The sequence below is a fragment of the Dyella acidisoli genome, from assembly GCF_030160295.1.
Classification (GTDB): Bacteria; Pseudomonadota; Gammaproteobacteria; order Xanthomonadales; family Rhodanobacteraceae; genus Dyella_B; species Dyella_B acidisoli.
Genome location: NZ_BSOB01000025.1, coordinates 224309 through 249552, shown reverse-complemented (window position 1 = coordinate 249552; position 25244 = coordinate 224309). Strand labels below are relative to the sequence as shown.

21 protein-coding genes are annotated in these 25244 nt (G+C 61.1%); 12 read left to right on the top strand and 9 right to left on the bottom strand.

What is annotated here, in order from left to right; genetic code table 11:
- Window positions 1-102: 102 nt before the first annotated feature.
- The 7 genes from QQJ86_RS14455 to QQJ86_RS14425 all read right to left on the bottom strand — a co-directional run bounded on the left by QQJ86_RS14455 (window position 103) and on the right by QQJ86_RS14425 (window position 8210).
- Window positions 103-1212 (bottom strand): glycosyltransferase, encoded by a 1110-nt coding sequence (locus QQJ86_RS14455; protein WP_284321662.1) that lies wholly within the window; start codon window positions 1210-1212, stop codon window positions 103-105.
- 24 nt (window positions 1213-1236) lie between these two features.
- Window positions 1237-2379: an adenosyl-hopene transferase HpnH gene (gene hpnH, locus QQJ86_RS14450; RefSeq protein ID WP_284321661.1), complete on the bottom strand. Its 1143-nt coding sequence runs from the start codon at window positions 2377-2379 to the stop codon at window positions 1237-1239.
- Window positions 2380-2520: 141 nt separating this feature from the next.
- A complete protein-coding gene (gene idi / locus QQJ86_RS14445) occupies window positions 2521-3120 on the bottom strand; it encodes an isopentenyl-diphosphate Delta-isomerase (protein WP_284321660.1) in 600 nt (199 codons plus the stop codon).
- Window positions 3113-5395: a hydroxymethylglutaryl-CoA reductase, degradative gene (locus QQJ86_RS14440; protein WP_284321659.1), complete on the bottom strand. Its 2283-nt coding sequence runs from the start codon at window positions 5393-5395 to the stop codon at window positions 3113-3115. Before QQJ86_RS14440 ends, idi begins: the two co-directional genes overlap by 8 nt.
- Window positions 5396-5489: 94 nt before the next feature.
- On the bottom strand, window positions 5490-6581 hold the full coding sequence (locus tag QQJ86_RS14435) for a mevalonate kinase family protein (RefSeq protein ID WP_284321658.1): 1092 nt from the start codon (window positions 6579-6581) through the stop codon (window positions 5490-5492).
- Window positions 6581-7609, bottom strand: coding sequence for a diphosphomevalonate decarboxylase (gene mvaD / locus QQJ86_RS14430; protein ID WP_284321657.1), 1029 nt, complete (start codon window positions 7607-7609; stop codon window positions 6581-6583). Before mvaD ends, QQJ86_RS14435 begins: the two co-directional genes overlap by 1 nt.
- Before the next feature lie 55 nt (window positions 7610-7664).
- Complete coding sequence (locus QQJ86_RS14425; protein WP_284321656.1) at window positions 7665-8210, bottom strand: DUF2147 domain-containing protein; 546 nt, start codon at window positions 8208-8210, stop codon at window positions 7665-7667.
- 82 nt (window positions 8211-8292) lie between these two features.
- Here QQJ86_RS14425 and hpnI point away from each other — a divergent pair, with 82 nt between their 5' ends.
- The 5 genes from hpnI to QQJ86_RS14400 all read left to right on the top strand — a co-directional run bounded on the left by hpnI (window position 8293) and on the right by QQJ86_RS14400 (window position 13933).
- Window positions 8293-9444 (top strand): bacteriohopanetetrol glucosamine biosynthesis glycosyltransferase HpnI, encoded by a 1152-nt coding sequence (gene hpnI, locus QQJ86_RS14420; protein WP_284321655.1) that lies wholly within the window; start codon window positions 8293-8295, stop codon window positions 9442-9444.
- Between the two features lie 74 nt (window positions 9445-9518).
- Window positions 9519-10946 (top strand): hopanoid biosynthesis associated radical SAM protein HpnJ, encoded by a 1428-nt coding sequence (hpnJ, locus tag QQJ86_RS14415; protein ID WP_284321654.1) that lies wholly within the window; start codon window positions 9519-9521, stop codon window positions 10944-10946.
- A 121-nt stretch (window positions 10947-11067) separates the two neighbouring features.
- Complete coding sequence (gene hpnK / locus QQJ86_RS14410; protein WP_284321653.1) at window positions 11068-11907, top strand: hopanoid biosynthesis-associated protein HpnK; 840 nt, start codon at window positions 11068-11070, stop codon at window positions 11905-11907.
- The gene (locus QQJ86_RS14405) at window positions 11904-12929 is read left to right on the top strand and encodes a flippase-like domain-containing protein (protein ID WP_284321652.1); all 1026 of its coding nucleotides are present in this window, start codon (window positions 11904-11906) and stop codon (window positions 12927-12929) included. Before hpnK ends, QQJ86_RS14405 begins: the two co-directional genes overlap by 4 nt.
- Entirely contained in the window at window positions 12926-13933 is a 1008-nt protein-coding gene (locus tag QQJ86_RS14400; protein ID WP_284321651.1) for a ferritin-like domain-containing protein, read from the top strand. Before QQJ86_RS14405 ends, QQJ86_RS14400 begins: the two co-directional genes overlap by 4 nt.
- 136 nt (window positions 13934-14069) lie before the next feature.
- Here the strand turns inward: QQJ86_RS14400 and hpnA are convergent, their stop codons facing one another.
- Window positions 14070-15050, bottom strand: coding sequence for a hopanoid-associated sugar epimerase (gene hpnA, locus QQJ86_RS14395; protein ID WP_284321650.1), 981 nt, complete (start codon window positions 15048-15050; stop codon window positions 14070-14072).
- A 395-nt stretch (window positions 15051-15445) separates the two neighbouring features.
- Here hpnA and QQJ86_RS14390 point away from each other — a divergent pair, with 395 nt between their 5' ends.
- From QQJ86_RS14390 to QQJ86_RS14360, 7 genes are all read left to right on the top strand, one after another.
- The gene (locus QQJ86_RS14390) at window positions 15446-16615 is read left to right on the top strand and encodes a phytoene/squalene synthase family protein (RefSeq protein ID WP_284321649.1); all 1170 of its coding nucleotides are present in this window, start codon (window positions 15446-15448) and stop codon (window positions 16613-16615) included.
- Entirely contained in the window at window positions 16612-18585 is a 1974-nt protein-coding gene (gene shc, locus QQJ86_RS14385) for a squalene--hopene cyclase (protein WP_284321648.1), read from the top strand. The genes QQJ86_RS14390 and shc overlap by 4 nt, the downstream gene beginning before the upstream one ends.
- On the top strand, window positions 18582-19319 hold the full coding sequence (locus QQJ86_RS14380) for a phosphorylase family protein (RefSeq protein WP_284321647.1): 738 nt from the start codon (window positions 18582-18584) through the stop codon (window positions 19317-19319). The genes shc and QQJ86_RS14380 overlap by 4 nt, the downstream gene beginning before the upstream one ends.
- A gap of 21 nt (window positions 19320-19340) precedes the next feature.
- Entirely contained in the window at window positions 19341-19706 is a 366-nt protein-coding gene (locus QQJ86_RS14375; RefSeq protein ID WP_284321646.1) for a copper resistance CopC family protein, read from the top strand.
- Between the two features lie 112 nt (window positions 19707-19818).
- A complete protein-coding gene (locus QQJ86_RS14370; RefSeq protein WP_284321645.1) occupies window positions 19819-21474 on the top strand; it encodes a copper resistance D family protein in 1656 nt (551 codons plus the stop codon).
- 134 nt (window positions 21475-21608) lie between these two features.
- Window positions 21609-22514, top strand: coding sequence for a polyprenyl synthetase family protein (locus tag QQJ86_RS14365; RefSeq protein ID WP_284321644.1), 906 nt, complete (start codon window positions 21609-21611; stop codon window positions 22512-22514).
- Window positions 22515-22661: 147 nt separating this feature from the next.
- Window positions 22662-24812: a site-specific recombinase gene (locus QQJ86_RS14360; RefSeq protein ID WP_284321643.1), complete on the top strand. Its 2151-nt coding sequence runs from the start codon at window positions 22662-22664 to the stop codon at window positions 24810-24812.
- Window positions 24813-24884: 72 nt separating this feature from the next.
- Here QQJ86_RS14360 and QQJ86_RS14355 read toward each other — a convergent pair whose 3' ends face one another.
- Window positions 24885-25235 (bottom strand): hypothetical protein, encoded by a 351-nt coding sequence (locus tag QQJ86_RS14355; RefSeq protein WP_284321642.1) that lies wholly within the window; start codon window positions 25233-25235, stop codon window positions 24885-24887.
- Between the last annotated feature and the right edge of the window lie 9 nt (window positions 25236-25244).

Genomic DNA, 25244 nt, shown 5'->3' with positions numbered 1-25244 from the left:
GCCGCCGGTAGGCAGGCACGTGAAAGATTAGCTCCCGACTGTAGCCAGAGCCTTCCCATCTTCCAAGCCTGCCGGACGGCACAGGGGGCCGTGGAGAGCACCTCAAGTGCTGTAGGTACGGTCCTTCCAGCGCGAACGGACGCCGCGCCAGTAGCGGATCGCGGAACTCCAGGTCATGCCCAGGTACAGCACGGCGCCGAGCGGCAGCAGCAGCGCCCAGGCCAGGCGCATGTGGTAGTAGCGCAGCATGGGCAGGTAGCTCAGCATCATCGCCACCAAGGCGATCAGGCCCAGTCGCCAGGTAGCCGGTGACGCCAGCAGCACGAAAGGCAGGCCATAGGCGATGGCAAACAGCGCCGTAACCACTACCAACAACAGCGTGGAATAGCCGAGCTGGGTGAAGGCTGAGCGCGCGACCATGTCGTGAATGGAACCCAGGCTGCCGTAGGGGCGCAGGCTCACCACGCCACGGCTGAGGCCGAGCCAGATGCGGTAGCCGGCATTCTTCACCTGTCGTGCGAGCGTGCAATCGTCGATCAGCGCATTGCGCAGGCTGGCGAAGGCGCCTGCATGCTGCAGCGCTTCGGTATCGACCAGGATGCAGCCGCCTGCAGCCGCGGCAACCAGGCGCGATGACGAATTGGAAACCGAAAACGGGTACAGAAGCTTGAAGTAGTAGACGAACGCCGGCAGCAGGAGGCGATCCCAGAAGCTGGTCCGCCGTAGATCCGCCATCAGCGATACGAAGTGGCGATTCTCGCGTTGCTTGTGCGCGAGCAATGCCGGTAGCAATCCCGGCTGCAACTGGATGTCTGCGTCCAGCAGCAAGGTGATTGGCGTGTGCACGTGCGCCTTGCCCTGCTCTAGCGCCCACAGCTTGCCTGCCCAGCCTTGCGGTAGAGCCTGACCGCTGATCACACTTACATTCGGGAAGGAGGCGGCGATTTTTGCCGTGTCGTCGGTGGATTGATCATCCACCACGATTACTTGCAGGCCATTGCCTTGTGCTTGCAGGCCGGCAAGCGTGAGGCCGATGACATCGGCCTCGTTACGTGCGGGAATCAGTACCGTAATCTGGCTGAGGTCGACCGACCCGGTATGCGGGTCGGCCTCGATGCGCTCACGGGTGCTCCAGGGTCGCCACGGTACCAGCAGCAAACCCACCCACATTAGCGCCGGCAACGACGCGGCAACCCATTGCACTATGCCCATCGTTGTCGACGCTTTCTTTGACGCTTAATGGTTCGCTTCGGTACCCGTCTCTGCGCTGCGGCGCTGGATCGAGCTGATCGGAATGTGGATCGCGGTGGCGTCAGCGCGATTGCCGTACTTCACCGGCAGATCCGGCGCCATCGGGCCATCGGTGCGCGGACCGAACATCGACACCTTCAGCGCCTTCAAGGGATGCGCGAACATGTCGTTCACGGCCGTACCTTCGAACCCGCAGTGCGCCATGCAGTTGTCGCACTTCGGATTGATGCCTACACCGTATTTCTCCCACTCGGTGTCTTCCATCAATTCCTTGTAGGTCTTGGCGTAGCCTTCATCGACCAGCAAGTAGCACGGCTTCTGCCAACCGAAGATGTTGTAGGTCGGGTTGGACCACGGCGTGCACTGGTAGCTTTGATTGCCCGCGATGAAATCCACGAACATCGCCGACTGGTTGAACGCCCACTTGCGCTTGCGTTCCTTGCCAATCTTGAAGATGTCGCGGAATAGCTGCTTGCTCTCGGTGCGGCCCAGGAACACGTCCTGGCGCGGTGCGTGCTGATAGCTGTAGCCTGGCGACACAGTGATGCCTTCCACACCCAGTTCCATCGCATAGTCGAAGAAGTCGGCGACTTCTTCCGGCGGCTCGCTGTTGAACAGCGTGCAGTTCACCGTCACGCGGAAGCCCTTCGACAGCGCCAGCTTGATTGCAGTGACAGCTTTCTCGAACACGCCATCCATGCACACGGACTTGTCATGTTGCTTCTCGAGGCCATCCAGATGCACGGACCAGGTGAAGTACGGCGACGGCTTGTATTCGTCGATGTGCTTGGGCATCAGGATCGCGTTGGTGCACAGGTACACGAACTTCTTGCGCGCGACGATGCCTTCGACGATCTTCGGCAGATCCTTGTGGATCAGCGGCTCGCCGCCGGGAATCGAAACGACCGGCGCATCACACTCGTCCACCGCAGCCAGCGCCTGTTCGACGCTCATGCGCTTTTGCAGGATTTCCTTCGGTTGATCGATCTTGCCGCAACCCGCGCAAGCCAGATTGCACTGGAACAACGGCTCCAACATCATCGCCAGCGGGTAGCGCTTTTGACCGCTCAGCTTCTTCTTGATGATGTATTGAGCGATGGTGGTCTGTTGAATAAGAGGGATACCCAAGGGATTTCTCCGGAATGTCAGTACGCCTGATGCTGGCTGCCGGACTAGGCGGGCGCTTGCAATGGCGGCGTTGGAAATCTTACCTGTTCAGTACAGTATAAGTCACTCGAACGGGACGGCATGGCCAGCCCCGCTCGGCCGTTAACCTTTGAGCGGTGCGAACACTTCGGGATGTTCGCGACGAATCCGTTCCCACTCGATCTTGAACCAGGGCGTGAAGGCTTCAGGTTTCGCTGCGATCTCCGCGTCCAGCGCATCCGGTGCGATGTAGTGGAGACCTGAAATCTCATTCACGTTCACCGTCGGCGCATCGTTGCTGCGACCGGCATACACCCAGCACAGCTCGTGCTCGGCACCGTCCGCATCGAATTGCGCCTGGTACTCGAACTTGAACAGGTACTGCAGCGGACAGGCCAGCCCCAGTTCTTCCTTCAAACGACGATGGATCGCGGTGTCGATCGTTTCGCCACGGCGCGGATGACTGCAACAGGTGTTCGACCAATAACCCGGCCACAAACGCTTGCCCGGTGCACGCTGCTGCAGCAGCAATTCGCCTTTGGTGTTGAACACGAACAGCGAGAACGCGCGATGCAACGTGCCCTTGCCGACGTGCGCCGATGCCTTGTCGAGGAAACCGATCTCGCGATCGTCACTATCGACCAGCACCAACGGCTCGTCGTCGAACGACACCACCTCATTGGAATCACGCCACTCCTGGCGTTCCAGTTCTGTGTTATCCAATGTCGACCTCCATCGCCTGGTAGCCGGCATCGCGAATCGCTGCCGCTACCTTTTCGCGGTTCTGCGGGCACAGTGCGACGATCGAACCGCCGCCACCACCACCCGTAAGCTTGGCGCCCAGCGCGCCATGTTCGCGCGCGATTTGCACCAGTTCTTCCACTTCCCAGCTCGATACGCGCAACGCGTTGAGCAGGCCGTGGCAGATGTTCATCAGATCACCCAGGCGTTCCAGATCGTATTGCTGCATCGCCTCCACGCCTTGCAGCGTGAGTGCGTCGATCTGCTGGAAGATGCCGTCGTACAACGCAGGATTGCGCTGCCACGCCGTACGTACCTTGCCGACCGTCACCGCGGTAAGGCTTTCTTTGCCGCTGATGCCGATCACCAATGGGATGCGCTTGGGCAGATGCAGTTCCTGCACCATCGGCGCTTCGCCCTTCTTGCCGGCGCGCTTATACAGCAGAGGCTTGCCGTAGGTAGCAACCGTGTTGTCGATGCCCGAGGCCGAACCGTGCGCAACTTCCTCGCAGCGGAAAGCCAGGGCATTGATCTCTTCATCGCTCAAGTTCAGCTTGTAGTGCTGATCGAGCGCACGGATCACGGCGACAGCCATCGCCGCCGAACCACCCAGACCCATCGCACGCGGCACATTCGGGAACACTTCGATACGCATCGAGCGATCGGTGAGCTGCAGCTCATCAAAGATGATGCCGAGTGAGCGCTGGAACGAATCGCGGTGCGCCGGATCGCGGTGCAGGCGGTATTCCACGCCCCAGCGCGGAATGAACATGTCGACGCCGCCTGACTTGGTGTCTTGCGCCACTGCACGCACCGCTAGCGGCACTGGCGCGGCTACGGCATGGCTGCCATACACCACTGCGTGCTCGCCGAGCAGGATGATCTTGCCGTGACCGCAAGCACGGTGATCGACCGATGGATGCTCAGCCGTTGTGGCCGGCACGCCGCGCGACTCCTTGCGCACCTGTTCGACGATCTCCTGCGCCTTCCAGATCTTGATCTCGCCAGTTTCCACCAAGCGCTCCACGACCGTGTCGAAGATTTCCGGCGTGGCGCCTGCCGCCACGGCAACGCTGCGTGCATGCAGCGTCATGTGACCCTGCTGAATACCTTCGGTGACCAGCGCGCGCAATGCCGAGAAGTTCTGCGCGAGGCCCACCGCACCCATGATTTCGGCCAGCTCGCGCGCAGTCTTCACACCGAGCAGGCGCAGATTGAGCGCCACCGTGGCATTGGACTGCAGCGGACCGCCGACCGTGCCGACCTTCATGGGAATGTCGAGTTCACCGATCAGCTCGCCCTTCTCACCCTTGTACCAGCGCGTGAGCGACGTGTAACGGCCACCGCGCGCGGCATAGGCATGTGCCGCCGCTTCAATCGCGCGCCAGTCGTTACCCGTGGCGAGCGCCACGGCATCCACGCCGTTCATGATGCCTTTGTTGTGCGTGGCTGCGCGGTACGGATCGATGCTGGCGAATTCGTTTGCGAGCACGATACCGTCGCGAACTTCCTCACCTTCGAAACCTTTGCCGGTGAGTTGGTCCGCAGGAATCACGCAACGCGCGCGCACCATCGATCGGTCGGTAAGGTTGGACAGGATGCGCAGAAAGACGCGCCCGCCGGTCATCGTTTCCACCAGCGAGGCGATGCCTTCGCACATGGTATTGACCAGGTTAGCGCCCATCGCGTCGCGCGTATCGACCAGCAGGTGCAGCACCAGCATATCGCCGCCTTCTGGGCGCGGATGCACGTGCACTTCCAGATCCTGTGCGCCGCCGCCGCGCGCCACCATCTGCGGGTGCAGGCTGTTGGCGAGGTTGAGGATTTCATCCTTACGCTGCAGCAGCGCCGATTTGGCGTGCGCCAGATGCGGCACGTCCACCACCTGTACCTGGCCGATCAATACCGGTTCTGTGCTTTCAACGGTGAAGCCACCAGTGCCGCGCACCAGTTTCGCAGCGGATGAAAGCGCAGCAACGATGGAGGGCTCTTCCACCACCAGCGGCACGATGTAATCGCGGCCGTTGACGAGGAAGTTGAGACCAAGACCAACCGGCAGACCCATCACGCCGACGACGTTCTCGATCATCTTGTCGGCTTTGTGGATCTTCAGCGTGTGCTCGCCGGAGACGAGCGCTTGATAATCCTCGGCCGACAGCCAGCCACGCTCATGAATGATGCGTACGCGGTCGGATACCGAGAGTTTGTAGAAAGCGGGAAATCGGGACCGTTCGGCACTCGAAGATTCGGCGCTCATAGCCTTAAGCACTCCGTGATAGGTCGAAAGTCACAGGCTCTGCGTTACGACTTGGCATACGGCACACGCGCCATAACGCAGTGGGGGGCTGTGATCACGTCAAAATCCTTGCGGGGGAAAAGGTCGCATCCGGGCGCATATGGCAACTAACCCCACAGGAATCAAGCCCCAGGGGTACGACGTGCATACCGGCCGAAACAATGACGCGTCCAAATGTCGCCAACCTTTCCGCGTTTTCGGCAAAAACAACTCCGAAGTCGCCGCCCGCGCCGCAAGGCTTATAGCTGACATCGGTGCCGGAAGCCATATCGGCCAGCTGTTTTTGTGCGGGAGAATAGATTTCCAGACCACACGCGGCACCAAAACGCTGCAACCCCAGGGCGTATTCTTTTGTAAGGCCAATGAAAGATGGCATGTCCTGCCGCTTCAGCGCATCGATCGCAGCCACGGAAACGGTGCTCAGTTCGTTCATATGCGCGGCATATTGGTCCGCATGGCCTTGACGCCATTGCGCCAGCCGCAGCAACGAATTGCTGGTGGACACGGACTGGCCCGACCACACGAACAGGCAATGCAGGCCATCCGTCGACATGGCTTCGTAAGTGGGCTCGCGCGCCTGACCAACCAGCTGATAGCCGATCAAGCCACCCGCCACGCTTGCCGCCACATCGACACCACTGCCGCGGCCACCTTGCCAATCGCCATGCATGTGCAGCAGCCGGCGCATCCATTGCGTGCGATCGGCGATCACCTCATCGTGACCGGCATACGTTGCCAAGGCTGAAGCAAGCGCCACGGTCAGCGCGGCGCTCGAACCAAGCCCGAGCTTCGAGACGCCGTCCGTATGAAAGAAGCCGGACGTATCAAGATGCAGATCGAAACCTTTGCCCGACGTCGGCACGAGGCCTTCGCGCAGCATGCCATGCCACACATGATCGACCAGCGTCAGCTTGGCCTTGCTTGCTTCATCGCACTGCCACTGCCACTCGCCGTTCTGATCGATCAGTGCACGCGCGCCGTGGATGCCAAGATCGGGTGCATACACGTCGCATGCATGATCCTCGCGCGCAACGATACGTACGTTGGCGCGACGATCCACGGCCTGTACCAGTGCGCGCGCGCCTTCCAGTACCGCGTAATCGCCGAGGAGAACCAGCTTGGCGGGAGCGCTGGCGGTGACTTCCATCACGCCTCCACGAGATCCGCGGCGATCGCGCGCGCGCCTTCGCCCAGACCGGTATCGAGCACTTCAAGTACGCCAGGCACATCACGCAGTGCCGCTTTCACCTGCTCGATGGCCGACGGTGCGCACACAGCCTTTACTTGGGGGCCTGCATCGACGGTAAAGAACACCGGCACGCCTTGCTGACGTAATGCACGCACGCGATGCATGCACTCCACCGTTGCACCGTTCCAGTAAAGCAAGCCCGGCTGCGCGGCCAATGCCAGCGCGTGCATCTTCAGGCAGCTGTATTCGGAGATCTGCGCCAGCGCGTCGAAATCGCGCGCAAGAATCGCATTGCGCGCCACGCTCAAATCGGCTTCTTGCGTATCGATCCATGCGGATTGATACGGCGAGGTTTCCGCCGTGCGACGCATACCCTCGGTGGAGCCTACTTGCTTGGCTGCCGTGGAAGTAATCGCCACGGCAACACGCAACGGCCATGCTTCTGAATCCAGCAAGGGACGCGCGACAGAATCGGCCCCATCGGCGAGCTTGCCGTGCGCCCATTCCACGTAGCCGCCAAAAATGGAACGCGCTGCGGAACCGGAGCAACGGCGTGCCAGCACCGACTGCTCTTCCAGACTCAAATCCAGACCTAATGCACGTGCGCCGGCATGTACCAACGCCGCAAAACCCGATGCAGAAGAAGCCAAGCCGGCAGCGGTAGGAAAATTGTTGCGGCTCGCGACTTCAGCACCGTAGTCGACCCCGGCACACGCGCGCAGCAAATCAAGGCACTTGGTGATGCGCTTGGCTTCGGCCTCATCACTGCGGCCGTTGAGGCTGACCTGATCCTGCTTCTGCCCCGGCACGAAGCGCACGTCGGTGCGCGTCCACAGGCTATCCAGCGTGATGGAGAGGGAACCGACCACGGGCAGGTTCAGCGCAGCATCGCGCTTGCCCCAGTACTTGATCAGGGCGATGTTGGGCTGCGCTTGGGAAGCAGCACGCAATTCACCGGATGCATCGGTGCGTGGTTCGCAGGTCATGACGTCTCGCTGGGGAAAGAAACTCGGTACTCGTTCGTATGGACAGCCGGATGCGTTACTTGTCCGGCGTATCCGGCACGAACGGCAATTGGCCTGAAGCGGGCGTCCTCATGGTGACCCGACTCCACACGGTACTGCCGCCGAACAGGCTGATACCGATGTAGCCATGCAGCTGCAACCGGTTCAGGCTGCGCAGCCGAACCCAACAATTATAAATGCGGCCATCGTCCGAGTTATAGACATGGCCGTGCTCCCACTTTTCGCTGTCCGGCTCGAACTTGAGGCCGGTAAGTAACCTGAGCCCGGTCAACGGCCTCGCACGCAGGGCCGGATTGGGGTTATTGCGATCGGTAACGATCTTGCCATTGAGCGCCGGGCCATCCTCCGGGCCGTAGGTATCATGCAGCTGCCAAAGGATGTAGCCCTGGTATTCGTCACCGACCTGTTCGATGTGGATGACGGCGTCGCGGCTTTCCACCAGCCAATCACCGACGATGTCTGACGGTGTCGGCGCATAAGGGGCCGCATTGCCATGACCAGAGAGGCTGCACAACAGCACAAAAACCAGCGCACCCGCCCACGTACGGCATCGCCCACTCATCGCGCGCCCTCTTGCATGATCGAGGAACGGCCCCCATGTGGGCACGCTTCGTGTCGACTGATTGCCGGTAGCATTAACGTCTATGTCCTTGAGTTGGTTGGTCGACACCTTGCCTCGTGCATTAGGCATCGCACTCGCATTTGCCGCGACAGGCTATGCCTGGGTCGCGCTATGGGCTGCGATGAAAGGATTGCGAAAGGCACGCCAAGCTCCCACTGCCAACCCGCCGCAGCCGGCGAGTGTACTCAAGCCGCTGCATGGTGCCGAGCCCAGGCTGTACGAAAACCTGCGCAGTTTCTGCCTGCAGACGCATCCGGATTACCAACTGGTGTTCGGCGTGCGCGATCCGGATGATTCGGCTATCGCCGTGGTCGAGCGCCTGCGCCTGGAATTCCCGCAGCGTTCCATCGCCTTGGCCGTCGATCCGCGCGTGCATGGCGCGAACTTCAAGGTCAGCAATCTCATGAACATGCTGCCGCATGCACAACATGATTTGCTGGTGCTGGCCGATGCAGATATCCATGTAAGGCCCGACTATCTGACGCGTGTCACCGCACCGCTGGCCGATCCCGGCGTGGGTATCGTTACCTGCCTCTACTACGGCATCCCAACACCTTCGTTCTGGTCGCGGCTCGGCCGTCTATTCATCGACGACTGGTTCGCACCTTCCGTGAAGCTTTCACATGCATTCGGTTCCACGCGCTTTGCATTCGGCTCGACCATTGCCCTGCGTCGCGATGTGTTGCAGACGATTGGCGGTTTCGAAGCACTGCGCGACACGTTGGCCGACGATTTCTGGCTGGGCGAGCTGACCCGCCGCGCCGGATTGCGCACGGTGCTGTCGGATGTGGTCGTCGGCACGGATGTCGGCGAAAGCAAGCTGAAAGATTTGTGGTCGCACGAACTGCGCTGGCTGCGCACCATCCGTTCGATTGCACCCGCCGGTTTCGCCATGACGTTTGTGTGTTTTACGTCACCGTTATTGCTGCTGGGACTATCCCTGGCACCAGGGCCGATCACCGCGGGGTTAACTCTGCTCGGTGGCGCCGCGCGGGTTTTGCTACACTTTTTGCAGCGGCGCATCAGCGATCAAGCCTTCGCCTGGCATGAAGTCCTGTTGATTCCCCTCCGCGACACCTTATTGCTGATGGAATGGGCAGCCGCCCTCGCCGGTTGGCAGGTAAGATGGCGCGGTCAGGTATTGCATGCACGTGGCGACGGTTCAGCGCCGTAGACTATTTAGCCGATTGAATGTCTGAACTATCTGCTGTCCCCGGGCACTGAACGCCCCCGCAGGAGTCTTCCGTAATGAAAACGCTTTTTCTGCAAGCTCCTTCCTTCGATGGCTTTGATGGCGGCGCCGGTTCGCGCTACCAGGCCAAACGCGAGATCAAGAGCTTCTGGTATCCCACCTGGCTGGCGCAGCCGGCGGCAATGGTCCCCGACTCGCGCGTGCTCGATGCGCCTGCCGACGAGATCTCGGTGGAAGACAGCTTGAAGATCGCCGAGGGTTACGACCTGGTGATCATCCACACCAGCACGCCTTCGTTCCCCACCGATGCCAAGTTCGCCGAGCTGCTCAAGGAGCGCAAGCCGAACGTACTGATCGGCCTGGTCGGCGCGAAGGTCGCGGTGGACCCCACCGGTTCGCTCACCGCATCACGCGCGATCGATTTCGTGGCACGCGAAGAGTTCGACTACACCTGCAAGGAAGTAGCCGAAGGCCGTCCGTTCGAAAGCATCACCGGCATCAGCTACCACTTGGCTGATGGCACCGTGCAGCACAATCCGCCGCGCGCGATGATCGAGAACATGGACGATCTGCCCTTCGTGGCGCCGATCTACAAGCGCGACCTGAAGATCAGCAATTACTTCATCGGGTATCTCAACTATCCGTACGTGTCGATCTACACGGGTCGCGGCTGCCGCTCCAAGTGCACGTTCTGCCTGTGGCCTCAAACGGTCGGCGGCCATCGCTACCGCACGCGCTCGGCCGCGAACGTGCTGGCCGAGGCGAAGTGGATCAAGGAGAACATGCCCGAAGTGAAGGAGCTGATGTTCGACGACGACACCTTCACCGACAGCTCCAACATGGAGCGCGTGCATGAGATCGCGCGCGGCCTTGGCGCCATGGGCTGGACCTGGTCCTGCAACGCGAAAGCGAACGTGCCCTACGAGTCGCTGAAGATCATGAAGGAAAACGGTCTGCGCCTGTTGCTTGTGGGTTACGAGTCGGGCGACGACCAGATTCTGCACAACATCAAGAAGGGCCTGCGCACCGACATCGCGCGCCGCTTCACCGAAGACTGTCGCAAGCTCGGCGTCACCATCCATGGCACCTTCATCCTTGGCTTGCCGGGCGAAACGAAAGAAACGATCGACAAGACGATCCAGTTCGCCAAGGAAATCAATCCGCACACCATCCAGGTGTCGCTGGCGGCACCGTACCCGGGCACCTCGCTGTACAAGCAGGCGGTTGAGAACGGCTGGCTGAAGGAAAACGAAGCGGTCAACCTCGTCAACGACAAGGGCGTGCAGTTGGCGCTGATCGAATACCCGCATCTGTCGAAGCAGGAAATTTTCCACGGCGTGGAGAAGTTCTACCGGGCTTTCTATTTCCGCCCGTCGAAGATTTGGGAAATCGTGAAAGAAATGCTGATGAGCTGGGACATGATGAAGCGCCGTCTGCGTGAAGGCGTGGAGTTCTTCCGTTTCTTGCGCGCACACGAAGCCTGATCCATCCGTCATTCCGGCGCCGACCGGAGTCCAGTCAGGGAACGCGACGTTTGCGGTTTCTCGATACTGGATTCCGGCCTGCGCCGGATTGACGTTTTAAGCGGGACACTTTTTAGACACCGTGCCAATCTCTGCCACGCCAACGACGCGTCCGCGCCTCATCGTCACTGCCGACGATTTCGGTTTGCATGAGGCTGTCAACGAAGCCGTGGAACGCGGCTATCGCGACGGCGTGCTGCGCGCTGCAAGCCTGATGGTCGCAGCGCCAGCCGTTGCCGACGCCGTGGCGCGCGCCAAACAGAATTCCGGCCTTGCCGTAGGGTTGCATCTGGTACTCGCCGATGGGCGTGCGATGCTTTCACCATCGCGTATTCCCGACCTGGTAGATGGTCAAGGCATGTTCGATTCGAACATGGTGCGCAACGGTTTTCGCTTCTTCTTCCTGCCTCATGTGCGACGTCAGCTTGCCGACGAAATTCGCGCACAATTCGAAGCGTTCGCGGCGACCGGGCTGAAGCTCGATCACGTCAATGCGCACAAGCATTTCCACCTGCATCCCACCATCCTCACACTGATGCTGACCATCGGACGCGAATACGGCGTGCGCGCCATCCGCCTGCCCTCGGAGCCCGGCATGGGTCCGTGGCTGAAACCATGGTTGGCGCTGATGCGTTGGCGGCTGGATAGCGCGGGCGTTGCCTACAACGATCACGTGTTCGGCCTCCGCCATAGCGGCGGCATGGACGAGACGGTGATGCTGGATATTTTGCGCAAGCTGCCAGATGGCCTGTCCGAGGTCTATCTACACCCGGCCTCGCACGGGCACATTACCGACAGCATGTCCGCGTATCGGCATGCCGACGAACTCGCCGCGTTGCTGTCGCCGAGCGTGCGCAAAGTGATCGCCGAACGCTACCAACTCTGCGATGGCTTCTCCGATCCGGCGGCGGTCACAGCATGAACATGAAATTGCTCAGTTATATCGCCGGCATCCTCGGTTTGGGTGTCGCCATCGCGCTGGTGGCGCATCAGGGTTGGGGCGAAATCGCCGCAGCCATCGATCGCGCCGGCTGGCCATTGCTGTGGTTGCTGCCGTTCCATGTACTGCCGCTGTTGTTCGACGTCATCGGCTGGCGCGTATTGATCGCACCGCGCGATCCGCAGCGGCAAGCTACGTTGCCGTTTCTCTTCTGGGTGGCCGCCATCCGCGAGGCCAGCAATCGCCTGCTGCCAGTGGCAAACATCGGCGGCGAGATCATCGGCATACGATTGGTGAAATGGCGCGGCATCGGCGGTGCCGCTGCTGCGGCCAGCGTGATCATGGAAGTGTTGCTGACCCTGGTGAACCAGTATCTGTTCACCGCGCTGGGCATCATCCTGCTGATCGAGCTGACGCAAAGCATCAGTGCCTTCAGCACGGTGATCTCCGCCCTCGCCGCGAGCCTGCCGCTGCCGATCTTCCTGATCATCATCCTGCGCCACGGCAAAGTGTTTTCGCGCCTGGAAGGCTTCGCGGAGAAATTGCTGGGCGGCCGTTCCAAGCTCACTGAACTCATCGACGGCACGAATCTGGATCTGGAGATTCGCGAGCAATATTCGCACCCGCTGCGCCTCATCGTGGCGACCGGCTGGCAGTTCCTCGGCTACGTGGTGGGCAGTTTCGAAACCTGGCTGGCGCTGCATTTGCTCGGCTATCCGATCAGCGTATGGGATGCGATTGCGATTGAAGCCGTCACGCAGGCGCTGCGTCACATCATTTTCGTAGTGCCAGCCGGCCTTGGCGTGCAAGAAGGCGGATTGGTGCTGTTCGGCAACATGATCGGCCTGCCGGCAGAAGCGGCCGTTGCGTTGTCGCTGGTCAAGCGTATGCGCGAAGTGGCGTTCGGCGTGCCGGCACTGATCTCCTGGCAATGGGCCGAAACGCGCAGGTTGTATGCGGGTTCTTCCACCCGGGTCAGCCGTCCATCTGAAGAGAACCAATGATGACGTTCGAACACGACGCTTTTGACCCAGAAGCACTAGTGCCCGGCTATCACGAGCCGGTGCTGCCCGAAGGGGAGCCGGATGCAGCCACCATCGCCGCATCCGAGACGCGCACGCGGCGTTGGTCGAGCAATGAGCGGGAACGTCTCAAGTACGGCTCGAACATGCACAAGCAGATGATGTGCCGCATGTTCGAAGAAACCTTCAACCCGTATCGGCCGTCGGTGCTCAAATGGCCGACGCTGGATGAAGCGGCCCTGCATCGCATCACCTCGCTGCCGATCTGGGATATCGCCGTGCAGACCGAGGGCAAGGCCCGCCTGCGCATGGCTGCCTACGCGCGCACGATCACCGATCCGGAGATGCGCAACGCGCTGGCGCAGAACGCGTGGGAAGAAAACCGCCACAAGGAAGTGCTTTCCAAGATGGTGCAGCACTACGGCATTCCGCTGGTGCCGGAGCCGCCGTACGAATATCCGAAAGACCCGGAATGGGCCTATCTGGTAACGGGTTACAGCGAATGCATCGATAGCTTTTTCGCGTTCGGCTTGTTCAAGGTGGCACATGATTCAGGCCTGTTTCCGCCCGAACTGATCGACACCTTCGAGCCGGTGATGCAGGAGGAATGCCGGCATATCCTGTTGTTCGCCAACTGGGTGGCGTGGCATCGCAGGAACCTCAACCTGCTCCAGCGCATCGCCTTCGAATGGAAAGTATTCCGCGTGTGGTGGTTCCTCGGGATGGAACGCATGGAACTCGCCAAGAGCCTGGATGGCGACGGCAACGAACACGCGCAGGATAACAACTTCACCGTCACCGGCGCGCAGTCCATGACGGAGCAGGATTTGAGCGTGGCGGAGTTGATGGCAACGTGTGTCAGTGAAAACGATCGCCGTTTTGCAGGCTACGATCAACGCCTGCTGCGGCCGACTACGATGCCGTTCCTGGTGAAGTGTGCGTTGCCGGTATTGCGGTTTTTCGAGCGGCGCAAGCAGAAGAAATAAACCTACGGCGTAATCCACACGGGCCGTCATTCCCGCGGAAGCGGGAATCCATCCTCGCTTTTCGCATCAGAGAAAAATGGATTCCCGCTTTCGCGGGAATGGCGGCCCGTGTGGGTTATTGAGCGAGCAGGCAACTTCAGTGCGACTGCTGCTGAAACCACCGCACCGCATCTTCCAGCGCCAAGCGCGCCGGCCGCGCTGTATACCCCAGCTCACGCTCTGCCTTGGCGCTGGTAAAAAACATGCGTTTCTTGGACATGCGCACTTCTTCGACCGTAGCGATCGGATGCATGCCGGTCACCCTGGCCCAGGCTTCGGCAACATAAGCCACCGGCATCACCGCTGCGTGCGGCAGACGCACCTTCGGCGGCGAGCGCCCGGCGATATCGGCGATCTCGGTCAGCACTTCACGCAGGCTCATGTTGAAACCGCCGAGGATGTAGCGCTCGCCGACCACGCCGTGTTCGTGCGCCAGCCAATGCCCCTCGGCCACGTCTTCCACGTGCACGATGTTGAGGCCGGTATCGACATAGGCCGGCAGGCGTCCTGCCATCGCGTCACGCACGATGCGGCCGGTGGGCGTGGGCTTGATGTCGTACGGACCGATTGGCGTGGACGGATTGACGATCACTACCGGTGTGCCTTCCGCCGCGAGCTGCCGGGCCACTTCCTCGGCCAGAAACTTGGAGCGCTTGTAGTGGCCGATCATGTCGTCCACGGTGACCGGCGTGGTTTCACCGCCAGGTGTGCCGTCCTTGGGAATGCCCAGCGTGGCCACGCTGCTGGTGTAGACGATGCGCTTTACGCCAACACGCTTGGCCGCTTCCAGAATCGCGCGCGTGCCATCAACATTGGCGCGGTAGAGTTCCGAAGGATCAGGTGCCCACAAGCGGTAATCGGCGGCAACATGGAACAGCGCATCGCAGCCATCGCAAGCGGGCAGCAAGCTTTCCGGCCGGGTAAGGTCGCCTTCGACCACTTCCACGTCCAGGCCCTGGAGATTGCTGCGACTCGAGCCCGCACGCGCCAGCACGCGGACGCTGTGGCCGTCGCGCAACAGACGGCGCGCCATCGCCGAACCGACGAATCCGGTGGCTCCGGTAACCAGCGCTCTCACGATGCAATCACCCTGATGACGAACCATGGCGCGCAGGGAACGAGAACACGCGCCTTCGAAGAAGTTGGGATGGTCATCCGGCGATTATGGATGAAAATCGCATACCGATGCTGCAGCGCTCGGGTCGGCGCACACCGTCCTTCCGTCGCCATCCTTTCATGAGCATTTCAACGCTGAGGGTCTGAGCTGCATCTTCTGGAACGATGCAGACTTGTCCATGCACCCTATGTGCTTCAGCATATTGCGATGCCCACCCCACCCTGCCAGCCCCGAGCCAGCCGCATCGTGCGCATATCATCCAAGCCATCTGCCCGCGTAAACGTCGCGCATGGAACCAACATGTCGGATTCGTACCCGTATGGGTGTGTCATAATTCCGGTGCTCGAGGCATATCCATGATCGAATTGAACCCTGCTACCGCCGGCACCGAACGCGCGAAGGCCGACACTTACCAGGACGCGATCCTGCCGAAGGTGTCCCGAACTTTTGCGCTGACCATCCCGCAGCTTCCACCGGAGCTGCGGCGCGCCGTCGCGAATGCTTATCTGCTTTGCCGCATCGCGGACACCATCGAAGACGAGCCGGCACTGTCGGCCGAGCAAAAGCGCGCGTTCGAAAACGCGTTCGTCGATGCGGTCACCGGTGATGCCGATGCACAGGATGTGGCGGACGAAGTCGCACCGCTGCTGTCGAACAGCACGCTGGAAGCCGAACGCGATCTGATGCAGCAGCTGCCGCTGGTGCTGGAAGTGACGCGCAGCCTTTCGCCGTCGCAACAGACATCGATCGTGAAATGCCTGCGCATCATGTCGCACGGCATGCACGACTTTCAGCGCAAGGCCGGCCTGCAAGGCCTGCCGACGCTGCATGACCTGGATCGCTACTGCTACTGCGTAGCCGGCGTGGTCGGCGAAATGCTCACCGAGCTATTCGTCGATTTCGAGCCACTGCTGGCGCCACACCGCAACACCATGCTGCGTCTGGCCGTGTCGTTCGGCCAGGGCCTGCAGATGGTGAACATCCTCAAGGACCAGTGGGAAGACCGCACACGCGGCGCTTGCTGGCTGCCGCAGGACATGTTTGCGCTTCACGGCGTGAAGCTCGCAACGCTACAAGCAGGCAAGCAGAATGCCGGCTATGCGGCCACCATGTCCGAGCTCGTGGGTATCGCACACGCGCATCTGCGTCAGGCGCTCGATTACACCCTGCTGATTCCCACCAAGCACGCCGGCATTCGCCGTTTCTGCCTATGGGCCATCGGCATGGCGCTGCTCACGTTGCGCAACCTACAGAACAATCTCGATTTCTCTGCCGGCACGCAGGTCAAGATCTCGCGCAAGGCGGTGGCACGCACCATCCTGCTTACGCGTCTGCTGGGCAAGTCGAACGCCGGCCTGCGCTGGCTGTTCGCCACGACCGCACGCGGCCTGCCGCTGACCCCGCTGACGGCCGAATGGAGCGAACCCTCCACGCCCGCCCGCACCTGGCCCAAGCGCTCCATCCCGCACATCGTCGATCTCGCGTGGCGCGAACCGGCTGATGTACAGGAAGTACAGCATCAATGAATTCGTTTACACACAAGACGACCACGACCACCACCGATCTTTTCCAGAACGCCGCCGCGAGCGGACTGGATGATGCGATCGAACGTGGCCGTGTCGCCTTGCTGGCGCGTCAGCACCAGGATGGCCATTGGTGCTTCGAGCTGGAGTCCGACTGCACCATCACCGCCGAATACATCCTGATGATGCATTTCATGGATGACATCGACGATGTGCTGCAGGAAAAAATGGCGCGCTACTTGCGCGCCACCCAGGTGAAGGACGGACACGGCGGCTGGCCGCAATATCACGGTGGCGCGCTCGACCTGTCGGCCACGGTGAAGGCGTATTACGCGCTGAAGGCAGCGGGCGACGATCCGGAAGCCGAGCACATGCGCATCGCGCGCAAGGCGATCCTTGCGCAAGGCGGCGCCGCCAAGGCCAACGTGTTCACGCGCATCCTGCTTGCGCTGTTCGAACAGGTACCGTGGCGCGCTACGCCGTACGTGCCGGTGGAAATCATGCTGCTGCCGCGCTGGTTTCCGTTCCATATCGACAAGATCTCGTACTGGGCGCGTACCACGCTGGTGCCGCTAACGATTCTGTGCTCGCTGAAGGCCAAGGCAGCGAATCCGCGCAAAGTGCATATCCGCGAGCTGTTCGTCACGCCGCCGGAGCAAGAACACCACTATTTCGTTCGCGGCGGCCTGCTCAATCGCACCTTTCTTGTATTGGATAAGATCGGTCGCTTCGCCGACCGCTTCATGCCGAAGTCGATTCGGCAGCGCGCCGTCAAGAAAGCCGTGGATTGGTTCATGCCGCGCCTCAACGGCGAAGATGGCATCGGCGCGATCTTCCCGCCGATGGTCAACAGCCTTGAAGCGATGGCTCTGCTCGGTTATCCGAAGGACCATCCTGCACGGCAAACCTGCCTGCGTTCGATCCAGAAGCTGGTGGTGCATCGCGACGACGGCTCAGCGTACTGCCAGCCTTGCGTATCGCCGATCTGGGACACCGTGTGGAGTGCGCTGACGCTGATGCATACCAGCGATGGCGCGCAAACGCAGGGTGCCATCGACAAGTCGATCGACTGGCTTGTTTCGAAGCAGGAACTGGAACTGAAAGGCGACTGGGCCGTGCGTGCGCCGGATCTGGCACCAGGTGGCTGGGCATTCCAGTACAACAATGCGTACTACCCGGATATCGACGACACCGCCGTCGCCGCGGCGCTGTTGCATATCCAGGATCGTCGTCGCGGCGAACCCGGCCGCCATCGCATGAACATCGATCGCGCCATGGACTGGATGATCGGCCTGCAATCGAAAAACGGCGGTTTCGCTGCGTTCGATGCAGACAACACGTACTACTACCTCAATGCGATTCCCTTCGCCGATCACGGCGCCTTGCTCGATCCGCCGACCGAAGATGTATCGGGTCGCATCGTTGCAGCGCTGGGCGTGGTGGCGCGTCCACAAGATCGCGAAGTGCTGCGTCGTTGCATCGACTATCTGCGTACCACGCAGTTGGAAGACGGCAGCTTCTGGGGGCGCTGGGGCAGCAACTACATCTACGGCACCTGGAGTGTGCTGGCCGGCATCGCACTGGCGGGCGAGGATCCGCAGCAGCCGTACATCCGCAAAGCAGTGGAATGGTTGCGCTCGCGCCAGAACGCCGACGGCGGCTGGGGTGAAACCAACGATAGCTACATCGATCCGGCTTTGCGCGGCAGCAACCATGGTGCGAGCACACCGCAATCCACGGCGTGGGCCTTGCTCGCGCAGTTGGCGGTGGGCGAAGTGCATGCGGAGTCGGTGCGTCGCGGCATCGATTTCCTGCTCGCCAACCAGCACGCCGAGGGCCTGTGGTTCCACCCCTCGCACAATGCGCCGGGCTTCCCACGCGTGTATTACCTCAAGTATCACGGTTACACCGCGTACTTCCCGCTATGGGCGCTGTCTCGCTACCGTCAGTTGCAGCAATCGGCCGCGGCTTGAGCACGAACGCGGCCATTCGCGCCATCGGCATCGTCGTCGCGCTGGCATCGGAAGCCAAAACACTCACTTCGCACGCCGCAACGCCAGGCAGCATCACAGCACTGACTAACGGCGCCGCGCTGTGCATAAGCGGCATGGGACCGAAGGCTGCGCGCCACACTGCGGAAGCATTGGTTACAGCCGGCGCAACTGCGTTGGCCGTGTTCGGCGTAGCAGGAGCGCTCAACGACCAACTGCACAACGGAGCGCTGTTCTGTCCGGAACGCGTATTGGATGACGAAGGCCGCGCGTATGTGACGGATTCCACTTGGCGCGCCAGTCTGCAACAGCAGCTCACTGCCGCTCCAGCGCCGCTCCATATGGAAGGCGCCCTGCTCAGCGTTACCTCGCCGTTGCTGACCTCCGCAGCCAAGCGTGCCGCTCATCAGCACTACACGGCGTTTGCAGTAGACATGGAAAGCGCCGCCGTTGCGGCGATTGCCCAGGAGCATGGCCTGCCGTTCGTCGTGCTGCGTGCCATCGTCGACGAAGTGAACGATGCCATTCCTGAAGCACTGAATGGCAGCGTCGATGCCTGGGGGCGTCCGCGCCCATGGCGTCTGATGGTGGCCTTTTGCCAGCAGCCGTCGCTTGTGCGCGAGCTGCCCCGACTATACTCACGTATGCAACGCGCCACGCAGGCGTTGCGCGCCGCCGCCGAAGCGACGGGGCCGACGCTGGGCTGGCATCGCTAATCCGTCTGGAGAACTCCCACCATGTCCTCGCATCGTTTTGGATCCTTCCTGGTCGCCGCCGCGTGCGCATTCGTCAGCATGGCAGCCTCTGCGCATGCCATCCTGCTCGACAGTACGCCTAAGCCGAATGGCACGCTGGCTGCCGGCCACGTGCAGATGATGTTCAAGTACAACAGCAAGATCGACCAACACCGTTCGCGCCTTGTGCTGATCGGCCCCGATAAGACCGAAACGGTGTTGACCATCGTTGCCGACAGCAAGAGCAATGAACTCGACACCAGCGCCGATCTGACGCCGGGCGCATACACGCTGCGCTGGCAAGCACTTGCACTGGATGGTCACATCACGCGCGGCGATCTGCCGTTTACGGTGGTGGCGAAGCAGTAATCCTGCGCCTAACTGCGTAGGTTGGGTTAGCGCAGCGTAACCCAACAATACCGCCGCTTCGTTTTAGAAATGTTGGGTTACGCTGCGCTAACCCAACCTACCGGGCATTCCCGTGGAACTTCTCGTCGACATCTTTGGCTACCTCAGCATCATCCTGCACGGTTTCACCATCGTCGCGCAGTCGATGACGCTTGGCGGCATCCTGTTCCTGGTTTTCCTCGTGCGCCCCTTTGCGCATCTGTTGCCGCAAGGCGCAGATCTGGAACGGCGCGTAGCACGATTGACCATCTACAGTGCCATCGGCCTGATCCTGGCCGAAATCGCGGGCGTCGGGCTACAAGTGGCCGTGGTGAAGTCCACCGTCGGCCTTACCTTCCTTGATGTCATGCAGGCACCGTTCGCGATTGCGGGCACGATCAAGACCGTGTGCGCATTACTGCTGATTCCATGCCTGGGCGAACGCATGTCCCGCGGGTTGCTGGGTGCCGTCCTGCCGCTGCTGCTCGGCGCCGCGGAACTCACCGCGGCCACCTTCACCACGCATGCATACGCGCGCCTCGACAACAACGTGCTGCTGCTGTTCGTGGAAGGACTGCATCAGTTCGGCGCGGCCATCTGGATCGGCGCGATCCCCTGCTTTGTGCTGGCGCTGAGCAAATTGCAGAACGTGGACAGCTGGCGTGTCGTCGGCGCACGCTTTTCGCGCATGTCGATGATCGGTGTAGCCAGCATCATCATCTCCGGCACGATCATGAGCGTGTTTTACATCGGCGATGTGCAAGGCTTCTACGGCACCGCGTACGGCGTGATGGTGGGTGCGAAGATCGCGATGTTCGTCGCGCTGCTGCTGCTCGGCCTGGGCAATCTGCTGGTGACCGAGCGGCTGCGCAAGAATCAGGATGCATCCGTGATTCGCCTGCGCCGTTTCGCTGAAGTGGAAATCGGCATCGGCTTCACCATCTTCTTTGCTGCGGCATCGCTGACGTCGGTACCACCTGCCGTCGATCTCACGAATGATCGCGTCACGCTGCACGAAATTGCCGTGCGCAATGCGCCGGCATGGCCTCGACTCACTTCACCCGATCACGATCAGCTCGCTGTCTCGCAAGCGCAGGCACAACTGGACCACGAAGCCGAGCAACGTCATCAGGCCGCTGCACAAGCCATCATTCCGGGCTCCGGCGTGCTGGCGCCGCGCAACGCCGAGGACATTGCCTGGTCCGAATACAACCATCACTGGGCCGGCATCTTCGTCTTGGTGATCGGCCTGCTCGCCTTGCTCAATCGCGCGGGTGTGCGATGGCTCAGACACTGGCCACTGCTGTTCTTGCTGATGGCGGGCTTTCTGCTGGTGCGCTCGGATCCCGAAGTATGGCCGATGGGCCAGGAAGGCTTCTGGGCAGCGTGGCGTGATGTGGAGGTGGCGCAACATCGCTTCTTCGTAGCGCTGATCATTATGTTCGGCCTATTCGAATGGGCGGTGCGCACGGGTCGCTTGCACAGCCCGAAGGCGGCGCTGGTATTCCCGCTGCTGGTGTCGGTAGGCGGCGCCATGCTGCTCACGCATAGCCATCAGATTTCGAACGTGAAGGATCAATTGCTGATTGAGCTGACCCACACGCCGCTGGCGCTAGCCGGCGTCTCATCGGGCTGGGCGCGCTGGTTGGAGCTGCGCCTGCCGGGCCGCGGTGGCCGTATCGCGGGCTGGGTATGGCCGATCTGCTTCATGCTGGTGGGCGTGATCCTGCTCTGGTATCGGGAAGCTTAGGGATGACCTGACCCATTCCGCGCAGGCGGCATGAGTCAAGGCATCCCTTACCTTCGCGATGCTAAAATTGCAGTCTGTCTGCCCAAATTAGGGGCATACCTCACGTTCCCTACCCGCTTCTGATCGGATTTCGAATGAGCCTTACGTCCCCCGCCGAGATTTCCGCTTTCGCCGATCGCGTGCCGGCCTATCTGCAACGGCTGGAACGCACCACGGACGCTCTTCTCGCGCCCGCCGCCACCGATCCAGAGCGGCTGCACCATGCCATCCGTTATGCCTGCGAGGGTGGCAAGCACCTTCGCGCATTGATGGTGTACGCCGCCGGGGAAGCGTTGGGCGTGGCTGCCGAAAAGCTCGATGCCGCAGCCTGCGCGGTGGAACTGATTCACGCCTATTCGCTGGTGCACGACGACCTGCCCGCGATGGACAACGACGATCTGCGCCGTGGCCGCCCTACCGTGCACAAAGCGTATGACGAAGCCATCGGCATCCTGGTCGGCGATGCGCTGCAAACATCCGCTTTCGAAGTGCTGGCCAACACCATGGAACTCGATGCAGAGCAAAAAGTGCGCATGATCCGCGCGCTCGCACATGCCTCCGGTTCGCTGGGCATGGTCGGCGGCCAAGCCGTAGATATGGCCTCGGAAAACAAGACCCTCACGCTCGCGCAACTGGAATCACTGCATGCCCGCAAGACCGGCGCGCTGATCCTGGTCACCTGCCAGTTGGCTGGCATCGCAGCCAATGCTTCCGAAGTGACCACGCATGCGCTGGAGCGTTATGGCAAGCGCATCGGCCTGGCGTTCCAGATTCAGGACGACGTGCTCGACCAGATCGCCGACACCGCCACCCTCGGCAAAACCGCCGGCAAGGATCTGGCTGCGCACAAATCCACGTTCCCGTCCCTGCTGGGGCTCGAGCAAGCCAGGCAGCGCGCGGATGCTTTGTTCGACGAGGCGCGCGCAGCGGCCCGCGGCCTGTCCGGTCACGCCGAACCGCTGCTATGGCTGGCCGACTACATTCAGCAACGCAAGCATTGACGCGTAGCGCCCCCCTGCGTGCCGCAGGGGTGAAAGCCGATATCGCGTAAATCGGAGCTTTTGAGACAAAGGACTGTCCCGTTCGCAGCCAGATGTGGTAACACCTGACCTTGCGCGAATGAACAACGACAGGAAGGATGTTGACCGATGTTCACTTCTATCGCGAAATTCTGGCGCAAATGGCGTGATGCGCTAAGCACGGGCCGGCAGATCGACGCGCTGCTGGCACACGCCGATCCGCAAGCGGAACTGGCTGCACGCAATGAATGGCTGATCGAGATCTCGCACTGGCTGCATCGCGGGGGTGCCGTCGCCAGTGGCGAAGCGGCACAACAGGATCAAGTACCGAAATATCCGCCGCATGTGCGGTTGCGCTATCTGCTGCAACTGCTCGATCGCAATCCCGAATGGAAGGTGCGCGTTGCGCTCACCCTACAGAGCATCCTGCGCGATATGGATGCGATGGCGTTGTTGTGCGATTCGGGCATGCCGGCCCACTCCGGCTTCACCGGTGCGCTACTCGAACGTCTGCAGGATTCCTTGATCCCGCCCGCACCGAACAGCCGTGATTTGTCGTCCCTGTTCTCGCTGATCTTCCCTTCCGCTGAAGATGCGCAATGGGTCGCCGCACTGCCGCGCGAATTGCTGGAGAAGCTGAGCGAGCTATTTGCCTATCGAGCATCGACCCAGGGCGAAGTCATCGCTGCAGAAGCCCCACCATCAAGACCCTACGCACGTCTCTCGCTCGAACTGCAGGGCGCTCTTCACAATCTCATCGGGCAGATCGGCTCGACTGGCTTGTCGAAAGCGATTCGCACGCGCCTCAGCGAGCAGCGGCTTGATGCCTTGCCGTTCTACAAACTCCCTCGCGCGATGCTCGCTGTCGAAACGGCCGCCGAACGCGATGTCGAGGCAGAAGCACAGCGCCAACCGCATCGCATCAGCCAGACGCTGCTGCAGGAAGTGAACTATCTGCGCGCACTGTTGGACGAATGCGTTCGTTCGCTGCGTGATGTGCACGCACATCTGGATGAGAACGGTGTCAGTATCGATATCGTGTTCCAGCTCGAACGGATGCGCGCACGCATCACGCGCACTGAACGATTGCTCGAAGCCTGGCTGGCCATTCGACAGCATGGCGACTCGGCCCAGCCTATTGCCAGCCTGTTTGCCGATCTCATCGCGGCCAACCATGCCAGCCACAGCGTCGGTAGCCTGATACGAAGCAATTTTTCGCTACTGGCGCGCAAGGTGGTCGACCGCAGCGCACAGGACGGCGAACATTACGTTGCGTATGACCGCAAGAATTATCTGCATATGTTGTGGGCGGCTTTCGGCGGCGGCTTGGTGATGGTTGCAGCGGTCTACATCAAGTTCTTCATCTTCAGCCTGCACATGCATCCGATGGTCGAAGGCTTCTTTGCAGGCTTCAATTACGCCATGGCGTTCCTGTTGATGCATTTCCTGCATTTCACGCTAGCCACCAAACAGCCGGCGATGACCGCACCGATGCTGGCGCAGAAGCTGGATGGAATTGGCACACCGCAAGGTATGGACGATTTCGTGCAGGCGGTAGTGGCCCTGATCCGTACGCAGGCAGCAGCCATTTTCGGCAACCTGGTGGCCGTGTTTCCGCTGTGCCTAGCCCTCCAGTTGATCGCTCACTATCTGTTTGGCGTCAATCTGATGAATCCGGACAAAGCCCACGCCATCATCCATTCGTTTTCGCTGCTCGGCGCCACGCCGGTGTGGGCCGCAATGACCGGCGTGCTGCTATGGGCGTCGAGCTTGCTGGCCGGATGGGCCGACAACTGGTTCGTGCTGCATCGCCTGCGCGATGTGTTTTCCTATAACCGCCGCTTGCGTTTCGTACTGGGTGAGCGCGGCGCAGTACGGTTTGCGAATTTCTCGCAGCGCAATGTCGCCGGCGTCATCGCCAATTTTTCGCTGGGGATGATGTTGGGGCTGGTGCCAGCGATTCTCACGGCCTTTGCACTGCCATACGAAGTGCGCCACGTCACTGTGGCAGCTGGCTCGATCGGTACGTCGATCGGTGTGCTCGGTCGCGCTGCATTCGCCTCGCCCGAAATCTGGTGGTCGCTGGCGGGCACAGCGGTAATGGCCATGCTCAACGTGGCAATAAGTTTCACGCTGGCATTCCAGATGGCCCTGCGTGCCAGACCCATGCAGCGCCGCGCTCGGCGGGAAATCAACCACGCGCTTTGGCGTTACATACTCACCAACCCGCTGCAGCTGGTGTTTCCGGTGCGTTCCAAGGTTGCTGCTGATGCGGCGTAACCCCCTCTACACCGTCATTCCCGCGAATACGGAGGCGCTTTCGCGGGAATGACGGCCATGCAAGTTACGCCATCAAGCGGGACGCACGTCGTGCAATTGCCAGGATGCGCCGATCAGCCAATTCAAACGCTGACGCAAGATGCTCATCGGCAAATCGCTGATCACGCTCACTTCAGTGTGCAAGTCCGCGACCTTGGCCGTCACCGTAGCGAGTTGATCGGTGATACCCAGTCGCTCGTCCACACTATCGGGATCAGGCTGCATGACGCGCCAGCGCTGGAACAGCAGCGGGCTACGCAAAGCTTCCTGCAAAGCGGCAGCTAGATCGTTCGGACCAGCACCGCTGTAGCTCAGCGAGGAATCAGTGCCGCGCGCGTGCGCAAGATCATTGATTTGCAGGTAGTAGTGACTACGGTTGGTCATCGGTTCCTC

Coding starts and splice junctions, on each gene's coding strand:
- QQJ86_RS14455 (WP_284321662.1), bottom strand. CDS start 1,212: ATGGGCATAGTGCAATGGGTTGCCGCGTCGTTGCCGGCGCTAATGTGG.
- QQJ86_RS14440 (WP_284321659.1), bottom strand. CDS start 5,395: ATGAGCGCCGAATCTTCGAGTGCCGAACGGTCCCGATTTCCCGCTTTC.
- QQJ86_RS14435 (WP_284321658.1), bottom strand. CDS start 6,581: ATGGAAGTCACCGCCAGCGCTCCCGCCAAGCTGGTTCTCCTCGGCGAT.
- mvaD (WP_284321657.1), bottom strand. CDS start 7,609: ATGACCTGCGAACCACGCACCGATGCATCCGGTGAATTGCGTGCTGCT.
- QQJ86_RS14425 (WP_284321656.1), bottom strand. CDS start 8,210: ATGAGTGGGCGATGCCGTACGTGGGCGGGTGCGCTGGTTTTTGTGCTG.
- hpnI (WP_284321655.1), top strand. CDS start 8,293: ATGTCCTTGAGTTGGTTGGTCGACACCTTGCCTCGTGCATTAGGCATC.
- hpnJ (WP_284321654.1), top strand. CDS start 9,519: ATGAAAACGCTTTTTCTGCAAGCTCCTTCCTTCGATGGCTTTGATGGC.
- QQJ86_RS14405 (WP_284321652.1), top strand. CDS start 11,904: ATGAACATGAAATTGCTCAGTTATATCGCCGGCATCCTCGGTTTGGGT.
- QQJ86_RS14400 (WP_284321651.1), top strand. CDS start 12,926: ATGATGACGTTCGAACACGACGCTTTTGACCCAGAAGCACTAGTGCCC.
- QQJ86_RS14390 (WP_284321649.1), top strand. CDS start 15,446: ATGATCGAATTGAACCCTGCTACCGCCGGCACCGAACGCGCGAAGGCC.
- shc (WP_284321648.1), top strand. CDS start 16,612: ATGAATTCGTTTACACACAAGACGACCACGACCACCACCGATCTTTTC.
- QQJ86_RS14375 (WP_284321646.1), top strand. CDS start 19,341: ATGTCCTCGCATCGTTTTGGATCCTTCCTGGTCGCCGCCGCGTGCGCA.
- QQJ86_RS14365 (WP_284321644.1), top strand. CDS start 21,609: ATGAGCCTTACGTCCCCCGCCGAGATTTCCGCTTTCGCCGATCGCGTG.
- QQJ86_RS14360 (WP_284321643.1), top strand. CDS start 22,662: ATGTTCACTTCTATCGCGAAATTCTGGCGCAAATGGCGTGATGCGCTA.
- QQJ86_RS14355 (WP_284321642.1), bottom strand. CDS start 25,235: ATGACCAACCGTAGTCACTACTACCTGCAAATCAATGATCTTGCGCAC.